This is a genomic window from Streptomyces sp. NPDC047072 (assembly GCF_040643855.1).
Lineage (GTDB): Bacteria > Actinomycetota > Actinomycetes > Streptomycetales > Streptomycetaceae > Streptomyces.
In genome coordinates this window covers 1-15,035 of the sequence record NZ_JBEYVC010000065.1, presented here as the reverse complement: position 1 = coordinate 15,035, position 15,035 = coordinate 1, and the positions used below count along the sequence as shown (strand labels likewise).

Below are 15,035 nucleotides of genomic sequence, written 5' to 3'. Positions count from 1 at the left end.
CCTGGCGTCGACTCGTCGAGCAAAAGTCGCTCCAGCCTGACCGGGGGCGCGGCCCGGCCGCGTGGCCGCGCCCGCTGAGTGGGACTCGGCCGCCGGGCGCCGCCGGGCAGCGGCGATGGTCGGACCGAACCCTCGCTCTCTCCCGGAGGACAGATGCTGGACTTCTCAGTCGACCCCGAGTTCCAGGCCAAGCTCGACTGGGCGGCGGCCTTCGTGCGGGAGGAGGTCGAGCCGCTCGACCTGCTCTTCCCGCACGGCGGCGACCCGTACGACACCCGCAACGAGAAGGCCCGCGCGATCCTCCGCCCGCTCCAGGACCAGGTACGCGAACAGGGCCTGTGGGCCTGCCACTTGGGCCCCGAACTCGGCGGCCCCGGCTACGGCCAGGTGAAGCTGGCCCTGCTCAACGAGATCCTCGGCCGCTCCTACTGGGCCCCCACGGTGTTCGGCACCGCGGCCCCCGACACCGGCAACGCGGAGATCCTCGCGATGTTCGGCACCGAGGACCAGAAGAAGCGCTATCTCCAGCCGCTGCTCGACGGCGAGATCGTCTCCACCTTCTCGATGACCGAGCCCCAGGCGGGCGCGGATCCCAAGGAGTTCGTGTGCTCCGCACGCCGTGACGGGGACGAGTGGGTGATCGACGGGGAGAAGTGGTTCTCGTCCAACGCCCGTTACGCCGCCTTCCTCATCGTCATGGCGGTCACCGACCCGGAGGCGGCCCCGCACGCCCGGATGTCGATGTTCATCGTCCCCTCCGAGACCCCGGGCATCGAGATCAAGCGCAATGTCGGCACGATGGACGAGCGCGACTCCCTGGACGAGGGCATCCACGCCTACATCCGCTACCACGAGGTCCGCGTCCCCCTCGACGCCATGCTCGGCGGCCCCGGCGAGGGCTTCAAGGTCGCGCAGGCCCGTCTCGGCGGCGGCCGCGTGCACCACGCCATGCGTACGGTGGGCAAGTGCACCCGCGCCTTCGACATGATGTGCGAGCGCGCGCTGTCGAGGCGTACCCAGGGCACCCTCCTCGCGGAGAAGCAGGCGGCGCAGCAGTTCATCGCCGACTCCTGGCTGGAGTTGCAGCAGTTCCGGCTGCTCGTCCTCCACACCGCCTGGATCATCGACACCCAGCCGCACGGCGCCGCCCGCACCCAGATCGCCATGTGCAAGGTCGCCACCGCCAAGGTGCTGCACGACATCATCCAGCGGGCCGTCCATCTGCACGGCTCGCTCGGCACGACCAACGAACTCCCGCTCGCCAAATGGTGGATGGCGGCCCCGAACCTCGCCCTGGCCGACGGCCCGACGGAAGTCCACCGCACCACCATCGCCAAGCAGCTGCTGCGCAACTACCGCCCCGCAGAAGGCGTGTTCCCCAGTGAACACCTCCCGCCGAAGCTGGAAGCGGCACGCAAGCGGTACGCGCACATCGTCGACGACGACCGCCTCTCGGGCCGGGTGGAGGCGTGAAGTCCTCGCTCGCGCCCGCCGACCTCTTCGACCTGTCCGGAAAGGTCGCCCTGGTCACCGGCGGCAGCAGAGGGCTGGGCCGGGAGATGGTGCGTGCCTTCGCGACCGCGGGCGCCGACGTGGTGATCGCCAGCCGCAAGGCGGAGGCCTGCGAGACGACCGCCGAGGAGGTCCGCGCCCTCGGCCGCCGCGCCCTGCCGGTCGCCGCCCACGTCGGCCGGTGGGACGACCTGACCCGGCTCGCGGACGCGGCCTACGAGGAGTTCGGGAAGGTCGACGTACTGGTGAACAACGCCGGCATGTCCCCGCTGGCACCGTCGTCGGCGGAAACCAGCGAGGAGCTCTTCGACAAGGTGATCGGCGTCAACTTCAAGGGCCCGTTCCGGCTGGCCTCGCTGATCGGGCAGCGCATGGTGGAGGCGGGCGGCGGCTCGATCATCAACGTGTCGTCGTCGGGGGCGCTGATGCCGCAGCCCCGCTTCGGCCCGTACGCCGGTGCCAAGGCCGCCCTCAACGCGCTCACCACCGTCTTCGCCCTGGAGTACGGCCCGACGGTGCGGGTGAACACCCTCTCCGCGGGGCCGTTCCTCACGGACATCTCCAAGTCCTGGACGGAGGAGAAACGGCAGCGCACCCGCAGCGCGGTCGGCAGGCCCGGGCGGCCGGAGGAGATCGTCAGCACGGCGCTGTATCTCGCGAGCGACGCCTCCAGCTATACGACGGGGGCGCTGATCCGGGTGGACGGCGGGTTGTACTAGCCCTGAGCGACCAACTCGTCCACCAGCCCCCACCGGAGAGCCTCCGACGCCGTCAACTCCTCACCGGACAGCGCGAGATACGCCGTACGCTCGCGTCCGATCCGCACCGGAAGACTCGCCGTACCGCCCGCCCCCGGGATGAGCCCCATCCCGACCTCGGGCAGGCGGATCACGGTGTCCGGTGCGGCGAGGACGCGGCCCGCGAACGCGGAGAGTTCGATGCCGGCGCCGACGCACGCACCGTGCAGGTGGGCCGTCACCTTCGCGGCGCACCGCTGGAGCAGGGCGGCGGGGCTGCGTTCGACGCGTATCAGGTGGGCCCGCGCGGGGTCCTGCGACGTACCGAACTCGGCGAGGTCGCCCCCGCTGCAGAAGGCGGGGCCCTCGCCGCGCAGGTCGACCCGGGTGACCGTGGGGTCGGCCACGGCGATGTGCAGCGCCTCGCACAGGGCGTCGCGGGTCGCGGCGTCGAAGGCGTTGCGCACCTGCGGCCGGTCCAGGGTGACGGTCAGCCGGTCCCCGTCCCGGGACAGGCGGACGGGCTCGGCGGCGGGGCGTGGGGTACGGCGGCGGGCGGTGGCCAGCCAAGTGCGGAAGCCGGTGCCGCCCTTGAGGGTCGAGTACGCGAGGGACTCGACGACCAGCCGCTCGGGGCCGGTGAGCCGGGCGCCCATGCGGAGCACCTGGACGAGGGCGAGCGCGGCGGCGGGCTGGGCCGCTACGACCTTCTCCAGCTCGCGGGCGGTGCTGTGCGGGGCAACGCAGGCCACCCAGGGGCGGGGCGGGTCGGAGGCGCCGGTGAGGAGGACGTCGAACCCCTCCGGCGGCGGGCCGGTGCGCGAGGCCGCCACGCCCACCACCACCCGGCCCAGGGCCTCTTCCAGGCTAGGCGGTGCTGTGCGGTCCAGGTCGATCACGAGGAACGGCGGCTCCATGAACACCGGAGTGTAAGGTGAAGCCGCCTCGGCGGAGAAGGGCGTTCACATGCTCAAGAATGCTGCTCTCGACCAGTGGGCGGGACCGCTGGAGCCGTTCCTCGACCCGCTCACCGGCGTGGCACGGGACTTCACCCGGCTGACCGGCGTCCCGGTCGACCTGCCCACGGTCCTGTTCCTCCGCGCGCGACTGGCCGAGCACCCCCTACCCGGCCGGACCTCGGCCGGCGGTTCCTGCCACCTCCTCCCCACGGCCGACGGCTGGACGGCGGTCAATCTCGCCCGCCCGGACGACACGGCCGCCGTCCCCGCGCTCGTCGCGCTGCTGGGCGCGCCGGGGGCGGAGCTTCGGGAGGCGGTACGAGGGGCCACGGCGAGCGAGGTCGTACGGCAGGCGCAACTGCTGGGCATCCCGGCGGCCTCGCTCGGAACGGCGCGCGGATTCCGGGGGCCGGTGCGGGTGCAGCACCTGGGGCGCCCTGGAAGACTCCGGTCCGCCCCCAAGGTCGTGGATCTCTCGGCCCTGTGGGCGGGGCCGCTGTGCGCACGGCTGCTGGGGCTCGCGGGGGCGCGGATCGTCAAGGTGGAGAGCACGACCCGGCCGGACGGGGCGCGGTTCGGATCGCCGGAGTTCTACGACTGGCTGCACGACGGGCACGAGAGCCTGGTCCTGGACTTCGCCTCCGACGCGCTCGCCGAGGTCGTCGCGGACGCGGACGTCGTCATCGAGGCGTCCCGGCCCCGGGCGCTGCGCCGGCTCGGCATCCACGCGGGGCGCTTCTTGGCCGCGCGGCCCGGTCGGGTCTGGATCAGCATCACGGGGTACGGCCGCGACGACGACCGTGTCGCCTTCGGTGACGACGCCGCGGTCGCCGGGGGCCTGGCGGGCCGGGACGCCGACGGCCACCCGTTCTTCCTCGGTGACGCCCTCGCCGACCCCGTCACCGGCGTCTACGCGGCCCACGCGGCGGCCCGCTCCCTCGCCCGGGGCGGCGGAGAACTGCTGTGCGTCTCCATGTCCGCCTGCGCGGCGGCCCTCACGGACGCGGGAGCACCCCGACCGTGCTGATCAGGAACGTCGAGGTCGAGGGACGCGGCCGGGTGGACGTCCGGATCGAGGGCGGACGGGTCACGGAGATCGGCGAACGGCTCACGGAGTACGGCGGGTTGGGCGGGCGCGGCGGTGTACGCCCCCCAGGACGCGACGGGCCGGGCGGCACCGGAGACACCCCCGCGCACGACGAGTCGGACGGCCGGGGCGACACGTCCGCCGACGAGGCGTCGGACGGCCAGGGGGGCGCCTCCGCCCACGACGAGCTGGACGGTCACGGCGGTGCCCTCGTCCCCGGGCTCCACGACCACCACATCCACCTCGCCGCCCTCGCCGCCGCATCCGCCTCCGTCCCCGTCGGCCCCCAAGACGTCCACGGCGTCGAGGAGTTGGCCGCCGCCCTGCGCACCGGTCCGCCCGGCGCATGGGTCCGGGCCGTCGGCTACCACGAGAGCGTCGCCGGGGAGCTGGACCGATTCGTCCTGGACCGCATCGCCCCCGACCGCCCGGTCCGCGTCCAACACCGCACGGGCGCGCTGTGGGTGTGGAACAGCGCGGCGCTCCAAGCGGCCGGCCTCGACTCGAACGGCGACGGACGGTTCTGGCGGGAGGACGAGCGACTGCGAGGCCATGTGCCGCCCGTTCGGCTGGACTTGGAGGGCGTGGGACGGCGGGCGGCCGCCGCCGGCGTCACCGGGTTCACCAACGCGGACCCCCATCCCGCCCCGGGACTCGCCCAGTTGCTCTCGGTCCTCCCTCAACGCCTGGTCGTGATGGGCGTCGACCCGCCCGTGAAGATGCTCCTGGACGACACGACTCTGCCCACCCCAGGCGAACTCGCCTCCGCCGTCGCGGCCGTACGCCCCCGCCCGGTCGCCGTGCACTGCGTGACCCGGGTCCAGCTGCTGGTCACCCTGCTCGCCCTCGACGAGACGGGCTCCGTCCCCGGCGACCGTGTCGAGCACGGCTCCGTGATCCCCGCCGAGACGATCCCGTGGATCCGGCGGCTCGGGCTGACGGTCGTGACGCAGCCGCACTTCCCCGTGGAGCGGAAGGCCGCGTACGCCACGGACACCGACCCCGACGACCGCCCCCACCTGTACCGCTGCCGCACCCTGACGGAGGCGGGCGTCCCGGTCGCCGCCGGGACGGACGCACCGTACGGGACGGCCGACCCCTGGGCCGTCATGCGCGCGGCGGCCGAGCGGGACGACGGCGAGGCGATCGACCGCCGCCGGGCACTGGGCCTGTTCCTCGGCGAGCCCCAACACCCCGCCATGGAACGGAGGTTGACGGTCGGTACCACCGCCGACCTGTGCCTGCTGCATGTCCCCCTGCGCGCAGCCCTCGACGCCCTCTCCGCCGACACGGTCCGCGCCACGCTCGTCGACGGGCGCCCTGCGCATTCTCTTGACTAACGCAATCAACGGGAGTACATCTGACGGAAACAATCGTAGAACGACCGGTCGGTACTCCAAATCTGCGTGAAGAGAGGTACGGCTCGTGTTCAAGGAATTCGTCGTGTCGGGGGACTCGCACATCATCGAGCCGGTGGATCTGTTCAAGACCCGGCTCCCCAAGAACCTGCGTGAACGGGCCCTCTGGGAAGAGGAGTTCACTCTGGACGAGCCGATCGTCGAGGGTGGGCACACCGAGTTCAAGAAGCTGCACACCATCGGTTACGACGGCTGGACCATCTCCAAGTACCGGCAGTTCGGCGGCGAGACCCCGGACGGCGTGCCCGAGCACATCCTGCGGGACATGGACCTCGACGGCGTCGACGCCTCGGTGATGTTCCCGAACCTCTCGTTGTTCGTGCTCTTCACCGACGACCACGAGCTGTCGATGGCGCACGCGCGGGTGTGGAACGACTACATCGCCGAGCGCTTCCTCACGCACAAGGACCGGCTGCGGCCGACGGCGGCCATCCCGGTCACGGACATCCCGGAGGCGGTCGCCGAGGTGGAGCGCTGCGCCCGCCTGGGCCTGGGCGCGATCCTGGTCCCGGAGACCCCGCCGGTGCCGTACGCCTCCCGGATGTACGACCCGCTGTGGGCGGCCGCGCAGTCGCACGGCATGCCGGTGTTCATCCATGTCGCGACCGGTGGGGTGAAGACCAGGGAGAGCACGTCGGAGACGGCGACGACCGTCCGTCAGATGATGATGGCCGTCAACATGGGCAAGGGGCAGCTGACCGACGACATGGTGTCGGGCCGCCTTCAGAGCGCGGCGACCACGTTCGCCAGCCCGCAGAAGATCATCGCCGACCTCGTCGGCGGCGGGGTCTGCGAGCGCTTCCCCGAACTGCACTTCAACCTCATCGAGTTCACCGCCGGCTGGCTGGTCTCGTACATGGGCTCCATGGACAAGTCCTTCCGGACCGGCATCGGCCAGGACCCGGACTGGTGGCTCGGCTTCTGGGACGACAGCCGCCCGCCGAAGGACCAGCCGGCGATGGGACGGCTCTTCACCATCAACGAGCGGTGGCCGTACCCGCTCAAGCCCAGCGAGTACATCCAGCGCCAGATCCATGTGCAGTTCGCGGACGACCCGACGGCCGTGAAGGCCCGTCACATCACCGGTCTCTCGACGGTCGTGTGGGGCAACGACTACCCGCACGCCGAGGGCACCTTCCGCAACAGCGCCGACTGCATCGCCTTCAACTTCGACAGCACGGTCTCCGACGAGGACCGCGCGGCGATCCTGGGCGGCACGCTGGCCGACGTCGTGCACTTCGACAAGTCGAAGAAGCTGGCGCCGGTCTCCGAGAACGCCTGAGCATGCGAAAGGGGTGACCGCAACAACTGCGGTCACCCCTTTGGTGGTTCAGCCCAGCAGTTCCAGTGCCTCGTCGAGCAGAACCGGCAGCGCGGGTCGCATACGCCGGTGCATGTCCGTCAACTCCCCCGCCTTACGGCCGCGTTTGATGAGCAGCGCGGTCGCGGCGGACTCCTTGTACTTCGTCAGCGCCTCGAACCACTCCAGATCGGCGAGGCGTTCACCGCGCGCCTCCTGGTAGGCGTCGAGGAGTTCGGCACGGGTGGGCATCCCGGTGGGTTCGTCGGAGACGGACGCGGGGTGCCGGGCCTCGTCGGTGAAGAAGGTCAGCCAGGTCACGTCGACCCTCGGGTCGCCCAGCGCCCAGATCTCCCAGTCGATGACCGCCGTCACCGAGCCCGCCGCGCACAGGGTGTTGCCGAGCCGGTAGTCGCCGTGGACGAACACCGGCGCCATGGCGGGCGGCACGATGGCGTGCAGCCGGTCGGCGACCTTCTCGTGCCCGGTGCGCAGGTCCTCGGGGACGGTCGTGAACGCCCGGGTCCAGCGGTCGATCTCGTCGGCGAGGGAGACGGGAGGTTCCTCGACGCCCACGGGGTCCACGCGGTGCAGGGCGGCGAGCATCCGTGCCGCGTCCAGCGCGCGGGCGTGCACATCCGCGGCGGGCACGGCACCGCGTGGGACGAGCACCGGCTCCACGCACTCCCCCGGCACCAACTCCATGGCGAGGAACGGCGGTTCGCCCGCGTCCTGGAACAGCACCTTCGGCACCCGAACGCCGGGACGACCGCTCAGCGCCCGCATGATCCGGCCCTGCCGCAGCACGTCCCGGTTGCGCACCGGCGGCAGACCGGGCGGCGCCACCTTGAGGACGACCCGCTCGTGTCCCGCCGGGACACCGGACAGCGCGGCCACATAGGTCAGGCTGGAGGTGCCGCCCGTGAGCGGCTCAATGCCGTCCACCACGGCGTCCGGAGCCCAGCGCCGGGCGGCAACCGCAGTACGTTCGGTCAGGTCGCGCAGGAGTTCAGGGCTGTTCAAGTGGCTCCGCCTCAAGGGTCAGCGCGGCGACGATGTCCCGCCGGATCAGCTTGCCGGTGGGGGTGCGCGGCAGTTCGGGCCAGTACGTGATGCGGTCCGGCGTCCGCGATCCGCGCAGGGTGTCGCGTACGGCGGTCCGCAGGTCCCGGGGATCGACCTCGGCCCCGGTGCGCGGGACGACGACGGCCTCGATGCGCTGGCCCCACTCCTCGTCGGGGACGCCGACCACGACCGCGTCGAGCACACCGGGGTGGCGCAGCAGCACGTCCTCGATCTCGGCGGGGGCGATGTTCTCGGCACCCCGGATGATGGTGTCGTCGGCCCGGCCCTCGATGTGGAGGTAGCCGTCGGCGTCGAGACGGCCGCGGTCACGGGTGTGGAAGAAGCCGCGCGAGTCGGTCGCGGAGCCCTGCCCCGCGTACTCCCCCGAGACCTGTTCGCCGCGCACCCAGATCTGGCCGGTCTCCCCCGCCGCGAGCACCTCGCCGATCTCGTCGCGCACCTCCAACTCGACGCCGGGCACGGGCAGTCCGGCCGAGCCGAGCCGGGCGCGCACCGCCGGGTCGTCGCTCGCGAGGGCGGCCCGGTGGTCGTCGGGGCCCAGGACGGAGATCGTGGAGGAGGTCTCGGTGAGGCCGTAGGCGTTCACGAAGTCGACGTGCGGCCACGCGGCGAGCGCGGTCTCGATGACCCGGACCGGCATCCGCGCTCCGCCGTACGCGAGCGCCCGCAGGGACGGCACCGAGCGGTCGAGGCCGTCGGAGTCCATGATCCGGGCGAGCATCGTCGGCACGACCATGGCGTTGGTGACGCCCTGTTCGCGCACGAGGTCGAGCCAGCCCCGCGCGGTGAACTGTTCGAGGGTGAGGGTGCGGCGCCCGGCGTAGAGGTTGCTCAGCACGTTCGACACGGCGGCTATGTGGTACGGCGGGACGCTCACCAGGGCCGCCTCGTCGGGGCCCGCGCCCGCGAACTCCACGGTGCCCAGCACGTAGGAGGCCAGGTTGTGGTGGCGCAGGATGACGCCCTTGGGGGCCGAGGTCGTCCCGCTGGTGTAGATCAGGACGGCCGGGGCGTCCGACAACACCGGTTCGTCGGACTCCCGTTCACCGGCGGCCGCGGTGTCGAGCCACTCCGCCGGAGTCAGGGTCTTCAGTCCGGCTCGGTGCAGGGCCTCGGACTGCTCGGGGTCGGCGATGCCCAGGGCGCGGGGGTGGTTGGCCAGCAGGGCGTCCAACTGGGCCGCGCCCAGGCGGTAGTTGACCGGGACCAGGGGCACCCCGGCACGGGCGGCGGCGAACAGGGCGACCGGGAAGGCGGGGCCGTTCACCGCGAGGTACACGATCGCGTCGGCGTCCGCCGCACGGACGGCCCGGGCTCCGCCGGCGGCGAGTTCGCGCAGCCGTATCGGAGTCAGCCCCTCCTCGGTACGACCCACCACGGTCCGGTCGCCGAACCCGTCGGCGGCCATGTCCAACAGCATCGTCACGTTCATCGGCCGGGCTCCGCCCCTCAGTCCGAGGCCGGCAGCGGCTTGGGGCCCTTGAGGGAGAGCGGGACGCCGTTCACCGCGAGGGTCCCGTCGCCCGCCTTCGTGCAGAGCAGCTCCACGCCGAAGTCCTCGTTCGCGTACCGCTTGCCGAGCAGCGTGCCGTCCATCTGGCCGGGGTCTGGGGTGCCGGTGTCCGCCCCGGCCCGTTCCGGTTCGGCCATCACCGCTCCTCCGCAGGTGATCTCCACCTCGCCCTCCGGGGCGCGGACGACGACGACCGCCGTCGTGTCGACCGTACTGGCGAGCATCTGCCCCACCCGTGGCTTCATCGCAACGTCCTCCGCGGCTCTCGGGGTGCCCTCACGGCGTGAAAAGAGTAAACGGATTATCGCGATCACGTCGAGGGGGCGAGGCGGGAGTCCCGGTGAGTGGGCCGCGGCGGCACCCCCGCCCGGAAGCCTGCCTACGGTGGCCGGATGGACCTCAAGACCGTCCTCTACGAGGTGACGGATCACGTCGCCACCCTCACCCTGAACCGGCCGCGGGCGCTGAACAGCTTCACGCAGGAGACGCTGGACGACTTCGCGCTGATCTGGCACACCGTCAAGGAGGACGACGACGTGCACGTCGTCGTGTTGCGCGGGGCCGGCGAGCGGGCCTTCTCCACCGGCATGGACGTCAAGGAGGGGATCCACCGCCATCCCAACGTCTGGACGCAGACGGACCCTGGGGAGTTCCTGTCGCCGAAGCTCAACCAGGTGTGGAAACCGCTGGTCTGCGCGGTGCACGGGATGGCGGCGGGCGGCGCGTTCTACTGGCTCAACGAGGCCGACATCCTGATCTGCTCCGAGGACGCGACCTTCTTCGACCCGCATGTCAGCTACGGCCTCACCGCGGCCCTGGAGCCCATCGGCCTGGCCCGGCGCATCCCCCTCGGGGAGACCCTGCGGATCGCGCTGCTCGGCCTGGACGAACGGGTCTCGGCGGCCCGCGCGCTCCAGATCGGCCTGGTCAGCGAGGTGCTGGAGCGGGAGCGGCTGTGGCAGCGGGCGGACGAGATCGCCCGGACCATCGCGGCCAAGCCGCCCGCCGCAATCCAGGGCACGGTCCGCGCGATCTGGGAGTCCCTGGACTCCGGCCGCACCCAGGCCCTGCGCACCGGACTGTCGTACACCCAGATCGGCAACCCCATCGGGAAGGCCGAGGTGGACCGCGCCGCGGTGCCCCGGGGCCACTGGACGCTACGCTGACCCGCTCACAAAGAGTGCACCTTATTCATCCAGGAGATCCCATGCGGTTCGGCATGCCATGGCCCGGCCCCGAAGTGGCCCGCGAGGCCGAGGACGCCGGTGTGAACGCCTTCTGCGCCTCGGAGTTCGCCGACCACGACGCCTACATCACCCTGGCGGAGATCGTCGCGAACACCCGCGAGGCGCTCGTCGGCCCGGCCATCGCCTACGCCTTCGCGCGCACTCCCTACGCCCATGCCACCGCCCTGCGCCAACTGCACGGGGCGGCTCCGGGGCGGCTGTTCCTCGGGCTCGGCTCCGCCGCGTTCCGCATCAACCGCGACTGGCTGGGCGTGCCTCCCGAGCGGCCGGTGGCCCGGATCGCCGAGACCGTGGCGGCCGTCCGGGCCTGGCTGCACGCGGAGAACGGCGAGAAGGTGCGGCACTCCGGGGAGTTCTACGCCATCGACGCCGACGTCCGCGCTCCTGTGCTGGGCCGGCTCGACATCCCGGTGCTGCTCGCCGCGTTCAACTCCGGGATGGCCAGGACCGCGGGCCGGGTGGCCGACGGGGTCATCGGGCACGGGCTGTTCACCCGGTCCTGGTGGAACGAGGTCGTACGGCCCGCGGTGGTCGAGGGTACGGGCGGGGACGCGGCCTCAGCAGCACCTTGCCTCGAACACGGCTGGATCATCACGGCAGTTGACGACACCGCCCCGGAACGCGCCATCGCCGACGCCCGCCGCATGATCGCCTTCTATCTCACGGTGAGGACCTACGACCCGTTCGTCGCCCACCACGGCTGGGAGAGCCCGGTCGAGCAGCTGCGCGCGGCCTTCCGTGCCGGGGACACCGACGCGATGGCCAAGGCGGTCACCGACGAGATGCTCACCGAGATCGCCGTCTGCGGCACCACCGCCGAGGCCCGCGCGACCCTCGCCGCCCGCGCCGACGCACTGCCGCGCGACGTCGGCTACTTCGCCCCGCCCACGTATCTGGTCGGCCGCAGACGCCGGGCGGCATACGCCCGTTCGAGCCTCGCACTGCTCGAAGCCCTGCCGACGACACCCGCACCCTGAGGAGACGGACATGACGACTCCGTACGCGTTCGACACCCGGCTCTACATCGACGGGCGGCGCATCGACAGCGAGTCGGACGCACGGATCGTCGTCCGCAACCCCGCGACGGAGGAGACCGTCGCGGAGGTCCCGGAGGCCTCGGTCGCAGACGTGCGCCGGGCGGTCGCCGCTGCTCGCCGGGCCTTCGACGAGGGCCCGTGGCCGCGGCTGAAGCCGGCCGAGCGGGCGGCCGTACTGTTGCGGCTGGCCGAGGAGTTGGAGCGTCGGCTGCCGGAGCTGGTCGAGCTGAACATCGCCGAGGCCGGTTCGGTGCGGTGGCTCGCGGAGAGCCTGCAGACCCGGCTGCCGGTCGCGCATCTGCGGGACATGGCCGAGCGGGTGATGCCGGCCTTCGGCTGGGAGCGGCCGATGGACCCCACCGTCGTCCCGGGCACGGCGATCTTCCAAGGGGTCGTCCGGCGCGAGGCGTTCGGGGTGTGCGCGCTGATCCCCGCGTACAACTTCCCCTTCTTCCTGAGCATGATGAAGCTGATCCCGGCGCTCGCGGCGGGCTGCACGGTGATCCTGAAACCGGCGCCCGCGACCCCGCTGGAGTCCCTGCTGCTCGGTGACTTCGCCGAGGCGGCCGGTCTGCCGCCGGGGGTGCTGAACGTCGTGACCGGTGACGCCGAGTCCGGGCGGGAGCTGACCACGCATCCGATGGTGGACCTGGTCAGCTTCACCGGGTCGGACGCGGTCGGGCGGATGGTGCACGCGCAGGCGGCGGCCTCGACGAAGAAGGTGATCCTCGAACTGGGCGGGAAGTCCGCCTGTGTGGTGCGTGCCGACGCCGATCTCGACGGGGCGGTCCGCGCGGCCTTCTCCGGCATCACCACCCATGCGGGGCAGGGCTGTTCCCTGCTGACCCGCTCGATCGTGCACGCTTCCGTCCACGACGAGTTCGTCGAGCGGCTGCGCACCGCCCTCGCCGGGGTCCGGGTCGGTGATCCGGCCGACGGCGACACCACGATGGGCCCGGTGATCAGCGAGGCTCAACGCGCCAAGGTGGAGAAGCTGATCCGCGTCGGCGAGGAGGAGGGGGCCCGTCTGGTCTGCGGCGGCGGTCGCCCTGCGGGGCTCGACCGGGGCTACTTCGTGGAGCCGACGCTCTTCGTCGACGTCGACAACGACATGACGATCGCGCGGACGGAGTTCTTCGGGCCGGTGGGTGTGGTGATCCCGTTCGACACCGACGAGGAGGCGGTGCGGATCGCCAACGACAGCCCGTACGGCCTCTCCGGCGGCGTCTGGAGCGCGGACACCGTGACGGCGTACGAGATCGCGACGCGGCTGCGCACGGGCACGGTCACGCTCAACGGCGGGAGTGCCGGGGTGAGTTCGCGCACCCCCTTCGGCGGCTACAAGCAGAGCGGGCTGGGCCGGGAGTGGGGCGAGTTCGGCCTCGACGAGTACCTCCAGACCAAGAGCGTGAACTGGGCGGCGCGTTGATCGACGCGCTCAGGGTTGTTCCCCGGAGGGTTCCCCCAGCAGTCGCAGGCCCAGCGGGGTCGCGCTGTGCAGGACGTACTTGCCGTCCCGGCGGCTCGTGACGAGGCCCGCCTCGCGCAGGACGCCGAGTTGCTGGCTCGCGGAGGGCAGGGACACCACGACGGTGCCGGCCAGCTCCGAGGTCGAGGCGCAGCCGCGGGCGGCCACCTCGTACAGCAGGGCCGCACGGGTGGGGCCGAGCAGCCGGGCCAGTTGGCCGGGGGCTCCGGTCCCGTCCGGGAGGACGGTCGTGTCGACCGGGTAGACCAGCACCGGCGGCAGGGCGTCGTCGTACAACGCGATGGGTCTGCGCCAGCAGAAGTAGGAGGGCAACAGCAGCAGCCCGCGTCCGTCGAGCCGCAGGTCGCGGTCGACCGGGTAGTCCACCTCCAGGACGGGCGGCCGCCAGCCGATCATCGGGCGGAAGGTCTCGACCAGCGCCCTGACACCGCCCGAGGCCATCGCCCGCGAGCGCCGGGCGACGTCGGACGCCACGGCCGTCTCGACGCGCTGCCACACGGGCCCGAGGAACAGCTCGTGGTACGTGAGCAGTGAGCCGCCCAGCCACTTCAGGGCCGCGACCTCGCCGCGGCCGAGCGCGTCCGCCTCGGCGGGTGGCCGGGAGTGGTCGACCAGCAGCCCGAGTTCGTCGCGCAGTCGGCCGCGCGGGGTGCTCAGCACCCGGTCGACGCCCGCCCGCAGCCCCCCGGTGTCCGGGGCGGGGGCGGGGGTGAGGAAGTCCGGGAAGTAGGAGCAGCGCGGCGGCACGAGGTCGCACAGCAGGCGTACGGCGTCCCGCGGTGCGCCGCCGCCGCGGATCCGCCCGACGGCCTCCTGCCGCCAGGCGCCGAAGGGGACACGTCCCTCGCGGTCCTGGAGCCGGCACAGGCTGCACACGATCTCCCACAGCGGGTCGGGGCGCTGGGCGATCCGGATGGTCTCCAGGTCCCGGGTGGTGCAGTGGATGCGCAACAAGGCTCCTCCTCCGCCGAAGGGCCGTGTGCACGGCTCCCCGCCCCGTTCCACGGTCTGGCGTGCGGCGGAGTTGCGCGGGGGCGGTGTTTTGGCGCAAAGAGCCTCCTGTGTCGTTTCGGGCTCGGCCAAAGTGTCGTGACGGCCACGGAGCGGGTGGCGAGAGTGGTGCCCGCGGCCCGGCGCACCACAAGGGCGCCGCCGGGCCCTGTCCACTCCACCGACCGTCTGGGGGAACACCATGACCTTCCGCAGCAGAGCCACCGCCGTCACGCTCGCCGCCCTGTGCACCGTCGCGGGTCTCGCCGGCACCGCCTCCGCGTCGACGTCCGGCGCGACCGCGTGCGCCGGGAACAACTCCTGCGCCACCGTGAGCGGGGTGGCCGGCCATGCCTCGGCGAACAACGGCGGTGCCGACTGCGCCTACAAGAACCTGTGCCTGTACACCGGCGCGAACTTCACGGGGACCAGGTTCGACCTGTACACCTGCAAGACGTACTCCCTGTCGCAGTGGAACGGCGTCGGCTCCGACTACAACAACCAGACGCCCAGCGCCGTGGCCGTCTACTACGGCCAGACCGGCAACCGGCTCTACTCGCTGGACCCGGGCTGGACCTTCCCGTCGCACAACTTCTCGCCGGTCTGGTCGGTGAAGAACTGCTGACGCCCGTCCACCGGACCGACCGTGCGGCCGCGCCC

Annotated in this window: 14 protein-coding genes; 9 read left to right on the top strand and 5 right to left on the bottom strand. The window is 72.1% G+C overall.

Annotation, left to right across the window (positions count from 1 at the left end):
• Positions 1-153 precede the first annotated feature (153 nt).
• Both ABZ896_RS25845 and ABZ896_RS25840 read left to right on the top strand, forming a co-directional pair.
• Positions 154-1,473: an acyl-CoA dehydrogenase family protein gene (locus tag ABZ896_RS25845; RefSeq protein ID WP_360933637.1), complete on the top strand. Its 1,320-nt coding sequence runs from the start codon at positions 154-156 to the stop codon at positions 1,471-1,473.
• Positions 1,470-2,231, top strand: coding sequence for an SDR family oxidoreductase (locus ABZ896_RS25840; protein ID WP_360933634.1), 762 nt, complete (start codon positions 1,470-1,472; stop codon positions 2,229-2,231). The genes ABZ896_RS25845 and ABZ896_RS25840 overlap by 4 nt, the downstream gene beginning before the upstream one ends.
• On the opposite strand, the gene ABZ896_RS25835 is transcribed toward ABZ896_RS25840, so the two are convergent.
• Positions 2,228-3,166, bottom strand: a complete 939-nt coding sequence (locus tag ABZ896_RS25835) for an enoyl-CoA hydratase/isomerase family protein (protein WP_360933631.1) — start codon at positions 3,164-3,166, stop codon at positions 2,228-2,230. The two genes, ABZ896_RS25840 and ABZ896_RS25835, sit on opposite strands and share 4 nt — an antisense overlap.
• A gap of 49 nt (positions 3,167-3,215) precedes the next feature.
• Between ABZ896_RS25835 and ABZ896_RS25830 the strand changes: the two genes are divergently transcribed.
• The 3 genes from ABZ896_RS25830 to ABZ896_RS25820 all read left to right on the top strand — a co-directional run bounded on the left by ABZ896_RS25830 (position 3,216) and on the right by ABZ896_RS25820 (position 6,995).
• Entirely contained in the window at positions 3,216-4,235 is a 1,020-nt protein-coding gene (locus ABZ896_RS25830) for a CoA transferase (RefSeq protein ID WP_360933628.1), read from the top strand.
• On the top strand, positions 4,229-5,635 hold the full coding sequence (locus tag ABZ896_RS25825; RefSeq protein ID WP_360933625.1) for an amidohydrolase family protein: 1,407 nt from the start codon (positions 4,229-4,231) through the stop codon (positions 5,633-5,635). The genes ABZ896_RS25830 and ABZ896_RS25825 overlap by 7 nt, the downstream gene beginning before the upstream one ends.
• Positions 5,636-5,720: 85 nt before the next feature.
• Positions 5,721-6,995, top strand: a complete 1,275-nt coding sequence (locus ABZ896_RS25820; protein WP_360933622.1) for an amidohydrolase family protein — start codon at positions 5,721-5,723, stop codon at positions 6,993-6,995.
• Positions 6,996-7,043: 48 nt separating this feature from the next.
• On the opposite strand, the gene ABZ896_RS25815 is transcribed toward ABZ896_RS25820, so the two are convergent.
• From ABZ896_RS25815 to ABZ896_RS25805, 3 genes are read right to left on the bottom strand one after another with little or no spacing between them, the layout of a single operon-like run.
• The gene (locus ABZ896_RS25815; protein ID WP_360933619.1) at positions 7,044-8,036 is read right to left on the bottom strand and encodes a phosphotransferase family protein; all 993 of its coding nucleotides are present in this window, start codon (positions 8,034-8,036) and stop codon (positions 7,044-7,046) included.
• Positions 8,023-9,531, bottom strand: coding sequence for a long-chain fatty acid--CoA ligase (locus ABZ896_RS25810; RefSeq protein ID WP_360933616.1), 1,509 nt, complete (start codon positions 9,529-9,531; stop codon positions 8,023-8,025). Before ABZ896_RS25810 ends, ABZ896_RS25815 begins: the two co-directional genes overlap by 14 nt.
• Before the next feature lie 17 nt (positions 9,532-9,548).
• Positions 9,549-9,857 carry a hypothetical protein gene (locus ABZ896_RS25805; protein ID WP_360933613.1) on the bottom strand — a complete coding sequence of 103 codons (309 nt, stop codon included), beginning with the start codon at positions 9,855-9,857 and terminating at the stop codon, positions 9,549-9,551.
• A 147-nt stretch (positions 9,858-10,004) separates the two neighbouring features.
• On the opposite strand from ABZ896_RS25805, the gene ABZ896_RS25800 reads away from it, so the two are divergent.
• From ABZ896_RS25800 to ABZ896_RS25790, 3 genes are read left to right on the top strand one after another with little or no spacing between them, the layout of a single operon-like run.
• Positions 10,005-10,778, top strand: coding sequence for an enoyl-CoA hydratase/isomerase family protein (locus ABZ896_RS25800; protein ID WP_360933610.1), 774 nt, complete (start codon positions 10,005-10,007; stop codon positions 10,776-10,778).
• A 41-nt stretch (positions 10,779-10,819) separates the two neighbouring features.
• Complete coding sequence (locus tag ABZ896_RS25795) at positions 10,820-11,836, top strand: LLM class flavin-dependent oxidoreductase (protein ID WP_360933608.1); 1,017 nt, start codon at positions 10,820-10,822, stop codon at positions 11,834-11,836.
• Positions 11,837-11,846: 10 nt separating this feature from the next.
• On the top strand, positions 11,847-13,325 hold the full coding sequence (locus ABZ896_RS25790; RefSeq protein WP_360933605.1) for an aldehyde dehydrogenase family protein: 1,479 nt from the start codon (positions 11,847-11,849) through the stop codon (positions 13,323-13,325).
• A 9-nt stretch (positions 13,326-13,334) separates the two neighbouring features.
• Here the strand turns inward: ABZ896_RS25790 and ABZ896_RS25785 are convergent, their stop codons facing one another.
• Positions 13,335-14,339, bottom strand: a complete 1,005-nt coding sequence (locus tag ABZ896_RS25785) for a DUF5937 family protein (RefSeq protein ID WP_360933603.1) — start codon at positions 14,337-14,339, stop codon at positions 13,335-13,337.
• A 238-nt stretch (positions 14,340-14,577) separates the two neighbouring features.
• Here ABZ896_RS25785 and ABZ896_RS25780 point away from each other — a divergent pair, with 238 nt between their 5' ends.
• Positions 14,578-15,000: a peptidase inhibitor family I36 protein gene (locus tag ABZ896_RS25780; RefSeq protein ID WP_360933600.1), complete on the top strand. Its 423-nt coding sequence runs from the start codon at positions 14,578-14,580 to the stop codon at positions 14,998-15,000.
• Positions 15,001-15,035 lie beyond the last annotated feature (35 nt).

Coding starts and splice junctions, on each gene's coding strand:
- ABZ896_RS25845 (WP_360933637.1), top strand. CDS start 154: ATGCTGGACTTCTCAGTCGACCCCGAGTTCCAGGCCAAGCTCGACTGG.
- ABZ896_RS25835 (WP_360933631.1), bottom strand. CDS start 3,166: ATGGAGCCGCCGTTCCTCGTGATCGACCTGGACCGCACAGCACCGCCT.
- ABZ896_RS25830 (WP_360933628.1), top strand. CDS start 3,216: ATGCTCAAGAATGCTGCTCTCGACCAGTGGGCGGGACCGCTGGAGCCG.
- ABZ896_RS25810 (WP_360933616.1), bottom strand. CDS start 9,531: ATGAACGTGACGATGCTGTTGGACATGGCCGCCGACGGGTTCGGCGAC.
- ABZ896_RS25805 (WP_360933613.1), bottom strand. CDS start 9,857: ATGAAGCCACGGGTGGGGCAGATGCTCGCCAGTACGGTCGACACGACG.
- ABZ896_RS25800 (WP_360933610.1), top strand. CDS start 10,005: ATGGACCTCAAGACCGTCCTCTACGAGGTGACGGATCACGTCGCCACC.
- ABZ896_RS25795 (WP_360933608.1), top strand. CDS start 10,820: ATGCGGTTCGGCATGCCATGGCCCGGCCCCGAAGTGGCCCGCGAGGCC.
- ABZ896_RS25790 (WP_360933605.1), top strand. CDS start 11,847: ATGACGACTCCGTACGCGTTCGACACCCGGCTCTACATCGACGGGCGG.
- ABZ896_RS25780 (WP_360933600.1), top strand. CDS start 14,578: ATGACCTTCCGCAGCAGAGCCACCGCCGTCACGCTCGCCGCCCTGTGC.